Annotated in this window: 7 protein-coding genes; 5 read left to right on the forward strand and 2 right to left on the reverse strand. The window is 72.8% G+C overall.

Annotation, left to right across the window (positions count from 1 at the left end; genetic code table 11):
- The first annotated feature begins 151 nt into the window (after nt 1-151).
- On the forward strand, nt 152-1,219 hold the full coding sequence (locus ACFXGA_RS34365) for a D-alanine--D-alanine ligase family protein (protein ID WP_378095300.1): 1,068 nt from the start codon (nt 152-154) through the stop codon (nt 1,217-1,219).
- Here ACFXGA_RS34365 and ACFXGA_RS34370 read toward each other — a convergent pair.
- Nucleotides 1,216-1,794, reverse strand: a complete 579-nt coding sequence (locus ACFXGA_RS34370; protein ID WP_378095302.1) for a DUF3515 domain-containing protein — start codon at nt 1,792-1,794, stop codon at nt 1,216-1,218. The genes ACFXGA_RS34365 and ACFXGA_RS34370 overlap by 4 nt on opposite strands.
- 20 nt (nt 1,795-1,814) lie before the next feature.
- Nucleotides 1,815-2,048: an Lrp/AsnC family transcriptional regulator gene (locus tag ACFXGA_RS34375; RefSeq protein ID WP_378095304.1), complete on the reverse strand. Its 234-nt coding sequence runs from the start codon at nt 2,046-2,048 to the stop codon at nt 1,815-1,817.
- 97 nt (nt 2,049-2,145) lie between these two features.
- On the opposite strand from ACFXGA_RS34375, the gene ACFXGA_RS34380 reads away from it, so the two are divergent.
- The 4 genes from ACFXGA_RS34380 to ACFXGA_RS34395 are packed head-to-tail and all read left to right on the forward strand — an operon-like array spanning nt 2,146 to nt 4,825.
- Nucleotides 2,146-3,111, forward strand: coding sequence for a thiamine-phosphate kinase (locus ACFXGA_RS34380; RefSeq protein ID WP_378095306.1), 966 nt, complete (start codon nt 2,146-2,148; stop codon nt 3,109-3,111).
- Between the two features lie 14 nt (nt 3,112-3,125).
- A complete protein-coding gene (locus ACFXGA_RS34385; RefSeq protein ID WP_378095308.1) occupies nt 3,126-3,596 on the forward strand; it encodes a GNAT family N-acetyltransferase in 471 nt (156 codons plus the stop codon).
- A gap of 18 nt (nt 3,597-3,614) precedes the next feature.
- Nucleotides 3,615-4,136 carry a gamma carbonic anhydrase family protein gene (locus ACFXGA_RS34390; RefSeq protein ID WP_378095310.1) on the forward strand — a complete coding sequence of 174 codons (522 nt, stop codon included), beginning with the start codon at nt 3,615-3,617 and terminating at the stop codon, nt 4,134-4,136.
- 14 nt (nt 4,137-4,150) lie between these two features.
- Complete coding sequence (locus tag ACFXGA_RS34395) at nt 4,151-4,825, forward strand: uracil-DNA glycosylase (RefSeq protein WP_378095312.1); 675 nt, start codon at nt 4,151-4,153, stop codon at nt 4,823-4,825.
- Nucleotides 4,826-5,071 lie beyond the last annotated feature (246 nt).

Raw genomic sequence — 5,071 nt, forward strand, 5'->3', positions numbered from 1 at the left:
CCCAAGTTCCCACCCCGGGTTGCTACCCCTCGCCCTCGCGGGGGTGACAAAGGTTCGGGTCGCGTGTGTCCTACGTTCACGTACCCCGAGTTGAACGTTCGGGGAGTGCTGTGTCGATCGCGGGTTACGCCATCCGGGTAGGGTCCGAACCATGACACAGCGCAAGACCAAGGTCGCCGTGGTGTTCGGCGGGCGCAGCAGCGAGCACATGGTCTCCTGCCTGTCCGCCGGCAGTGTCCTGCCGCACCTGGACCGGGATCGGTTCGACGTCGTGCCGGTGGGCATCACCGAGACGGGCGCGTGGGTGATCGGCGCCGACGACACCAGGGCGCTCGAGGTGCGCGACCGCCGGCTGCCGACCGTCAACTCGCTGGTCCCCGTGTCCGGCGCCGAGCTGGTGCCCGTCGCGCCCGGCGAGGTGCTCGCCGACGTGGAGGTCGTGTTCCCCGTCCTGCACGGCGCGTGGGGCGAGGACGGCACCATCCAGGGCCTGCTGGAGCTGGCCGACATCCCGTACGTGGGACCGGGCGTGCTGGCCAGCGCGGTCGCCATGGACAAGGAGTTCACCAAGCGCCTGCTCCAGGGCGCGGGCCTGCCGGTCGGCGAGTACGCCGTGCTGCGCCGCGAGCAGGACACGCTGTCCGAGGCCGACCGCGCACGCCTGGGCCTGCCCGTGTTCGTCAAGCCGGCCCGCGCCGGGTCGTCCGTGGGCATCTCGAAGGTGGTCGACTGGGCGCACCTGGACAGCGCGATCGCGTTGGCGCGCAAGACCGACCCGAAGGTGATCATCGAGGCCGCCGTCGCCGGCCGCGAGGTCGAGTGCGGCGTGCTGGAGTTCCCGGACGGCCGCGTCGAGGCGTCCCTGCCCGCCGAGCTGCGCATCGTCGGCGGCGAGGTCGACTGGTACGACTTCGACGCCAAGTACCTCGACGACGTGTGCGAGTTCGACATCCCGGCCAAGCTGGACGAGCACGTCACCCGCGACCTGCGGCAGATGGCCGTCACGGCGTTCCGCTCGCTGGACTGCCAGGGGCTCGCCCGGGTGGACTTCTTCGTCACCGACTACGACGAGCTGGTCGTCAACGAGGTCAACACCATGCCGGGCTTCACGCCCATCTCGATGTACCCGCGGATGTGGGCCGAGACGGGCCTGGACTACCCCGCGCTGCTGACCACGCTCATCGAGACCGCCCTGGCCCGCGGCACGGGGCTGCGCTAACCCCTGGTGTCCACGGGGCCCTTGGCGAGGGTGTCCCGGATCGTGGTCGAGACGTCCTGCAAGGGCCCCGTGCCGGCGTCCGAGGGCACGGTCAGCGCCACGTACACCGGCCGGTCCACCACGTACCAGGTGGCCGCGCCGCCCTCGGACACCTCCAGCCACTGCACGTCGGAGATCACCCGCAGCTCGGAGGTCGGCTTGAGGTCGCCGGGACGGTCCAGGCCGCACCGCAGCACCACGGGCTCGTGCTCCGCGTCACCCCACGCCAGCGCGCCGGCGGGCGCGGGCGAGGCCAGCTCGCGGCGCGGCAGCGTGACGCCGTTCGACACGAGCTGCATCGGCAGGGCGCTCAGCAGGGCCTTGCACTCCTCCGACTCGGCCTTCGGCGCGGGCACCGGCACGAGCGCCACGGGCCCGGTGTGCGCGGCCGACGGGTCGGCGGGGTCGTCCTTGCCGCCGGCGCCGAGGAAGAGGCCCACGGCCGCGACGCCCGCCGCGAGCAGCGCCGGCAGCCCGAGGGCGACGACGAGCAGCGGTCGGGGGAGCAGCGAGGCGGGTTCCGGTTCCTGTGCCACGCGGTTATGACAACACGGCGCTAGAGGTTGACCACAGGGCAGGTCAGCGTTCGCGTGATGCCCTCCACGTTCTGGATCCGGGCGACTACGAGCTGTCCCAACTGGTCGACGGTGTCGGCCTCGGCGCGGACGATGACGTCGTACGGGCCGGTGACGTCCTCCGCGGTGGCCACACCGGGGATGCCGGAAATCTCCGCCGCAACGGCGGCTGCCTTCCCGACCTCGGTCTGGATGAGGATGTATGCGTGCACCACGGCGTGCCCCTTCGTCGCGACAGGTTAGGTCGGGGTAGGAACGTGCACAGCAACGTACCCCAGTTGGGGTTCCGAATGCTCAGAACGGGAGGCAATCTTGCGTCCGGAGCCGCCGCGCAACGCGGACACGGTCGCTGAGGTGGGTGAGTTCGGTCTCATCCGCCGGGTGACGGCAGGTCGGACGCAGCCGCCCACCACCCTGCTCGGGCCGGGTGACGACGCGGCTGTCGTCGCGGCGCCCGACGGCCGCGTGGTGGTGTCCACCGACGTGCTGGTCGAAGGCGTCCACTTCAGACTCGACTGGTCGTCTCCCGAGCAGGTCGGGCGCAAGGCGGCGGCCGTGAACCTGGCCGACGTCGTGGCCATGGGCGCGGTGCCGACCGCCCTGCTGATCGGCCTCGCCTGCCCCTCCGACACCCCCTCCTCCGTCATCGAGGGCATCACCGCCGGGCTGTGGCAGGAGGCGGCCGTGGCGGGGGCCGGCGTGGTCGGGGGCGACATGGTGTCGTCCGCGACACTGGTGATCTCCGTTACGGCCATGGGGGACATGGACGGGCTGGAGCCCGTGACCCGGGCCGGCGCGCAGGTCGGCGACGTCGTCGCGGTGTGCGGGCGGCTCGGCTGGGCCGCGGGCGGGCTGGCCGTGCTCCAGCGCGGGTTCCGCTCCCCGGTCGCGGTCGTCGGCGCCCAGCGGAACCCCGAACCCCCTTACGCCGCCGGGCCCCAGGCCGCCGCGGCGGGCGCCACCGCGATGATCGACGTGTCGGACGGCCTGCTGGCCGACCTCGGGCACATCGCCGACGAGTCCGGCATCGGCATCGACATCCGCACCGAGCTGCTGGAGGTGCACCCGCGGCTGATCGACGTGGCGACCGCGCTCGGCGCGGACGCCCGGCACTGGGCGCTGACCGGTGGCGAGGACCACGCCCTCGCCGCGACGTTCCCCGAACCGGCCGCGGTCCCCGAGGGCTGGCGCACCATCGGCACCGTCCGGCACGGCAGCGGCGTCACCGTGGACGGCCGGGCGTACGAGAAACCCCCTGGCTGGGAGCACTGGCGCTAGGTAGCCTGGCCGATGTGGAACTATGCACGCTCGCGTATGACCATCCAGACTCGGTCAAGCTGATCGCCGACATCCAGCAGGTCTACGTGGACCGCTACGGCGAGGCGGACGTCACGCCGGTCGACCCGGCGGAGTTCGCCCCGCCCCTGGGGCACTTCGTCGTCGGCTACCTCGACGGCGTCCCGGTGGCGTGCGGCGGCTGGCGCGCCCACGACGTCGCGGAGCACCCGCTGCGCCCCGGCGACGCGGAGATCAAGCGCATGTACGTGGCCGAGTCCGTGCGCGGGCGCGGCCTGGCGCGGCGCGTGCTGGCGTCGCTGGAGGAGGCGGCGCGGGCGGCCGGCCGGCGGCGGATGGTGCTGGAGACCGGGTTGCGCCAACCGGAGGCGATCGGGCTCTACCGCGCCAATGGATACGCGCGCATCGACAACTTCGGCGTGTACCGGCATCATCCGGAAAGCCTTTGCTTCGCGAAGGATCTCTGAGAGCCGGGAGGGACGTCGATGGCGATCTACGCGTTGGGCGACTACGAGCCGGTGATCCACCCGGACGCCTACGTGCACCCCGACGCGACGGTGATCGGCGACGTCCGGATCGGCCCGCACGCCTCGGTGTGGCCGCAGGCCGTGCTGCGCGGCGACTACGGGCGCATCGAGGTCGGCGCGCGGACGTCGATCCAGGACGGCACGGTCGTGCACTGCACGGAGGTCCACCCGACGCTGATCGGCGCGGAGTGCGTAATCGGGCACAACGTGCACATCGAGGGCGCGACCATCGCCGACCGGTGCCTGATCGCCTCGGGCTCGGTCGTGCTCAACGGCGCCGTGGTGGAGACCGGCGCGATCGTCGGCGCGGGCGCGGTGGTGTCGTTCGAGGGCCACGTGCCGGCGCGGTCGATGGCGCTCGGCGTGCCCGCGAAGGTGCGCGAGGGGTACGTCGTGCCGGACGGCGCCTGGCAGTTCGCCGTGGACAAGTACGTGAACAACATCTTGACCTACCGCAAGGAACTGCGACGCCTCGACTGAGATAGGGTCCGGTCGTGGCACGTCCGCTCGAGGAAATAGTGGAAGCAGGCTGGGCCGCGGCACTCGCGCCCGTGGCCGACCGGATCGCCGCGATGGGCGAGTTCCTGCGGGCGGAGGTCGCCGCCGGGCGAACATACCTGCCCGCCGGGGAGAACGTGCTGCGGGCGTTCCAGCAGCCGTTCCACTCGGTGCGGGTGCTGATCGTGGGCCAGGACCCCTACCCGACGCCGGGGCACGCGGTGGGCCTCAGCTTCTCCGTCTCGCCGGAGACCCGGCCGATCCCCAAGAGCCTGGTCAACATCTACACCGAGTACATGTCCGACCTGGGCCACCCCAAGCCGTCCACCGGCGACCTGACCCCGTGGACCGAGCAGGGCGTGCTGCTGCTCAACCGGGCGCTGACCGTGCAGCCGGGCAAGTCCAACTCCCACCGCAACAAGGGCTGGGAGCCGGTGACCGAGCAGGCGATCAGGGCCCTGGCCGAGCGGGACGCGCCGCTCGTCGCGATCCTGTGGGGCAGCCAGGCACGCGCCCTCAAGCCGATCATCGGCGCCGACCGGTGCGTCGAGTCGGTCCACCCGAGCCCGCTGTCCGCCGCCGGCGGCTTCTTCGGTTCCCGGCCGTTCAGCAAGGCCAACGAGCTGCTCGCGAAGCAGGGCGCCGAGCCCATCGACTGGAAACTGCCCTAGCCACGGTCCGTGACGGGCGCGGCGAGCGCCGTCAGCCCGGCCGGTGGTCGCGCGCACCGCGGTGTGACGATCCCGACCGGGTGACGCCGCCGCCCGCCCGAGGACCGGCCCCGAACGCCGGAAGGGGCCCCCGGGGGCGGGCCCGGGGGGGGGCCCCCAAAACCAGGGGGGGGGGGGGGCGCCGCCCCCCCCGGGCCCCCCGGCGGCCCCCGGGGCCACCGGGCGGCGCCGGCCCCGGGGGGGCGG

The organism is Actinosynnema sp. NPDC059335, from assembly GCF_042752395.1.
Lineage (GTDB): Bacteria > Actinomycetota > Actinomycetes > Mycobacteriales > Pseudonocardiaceae > Actinosynnema.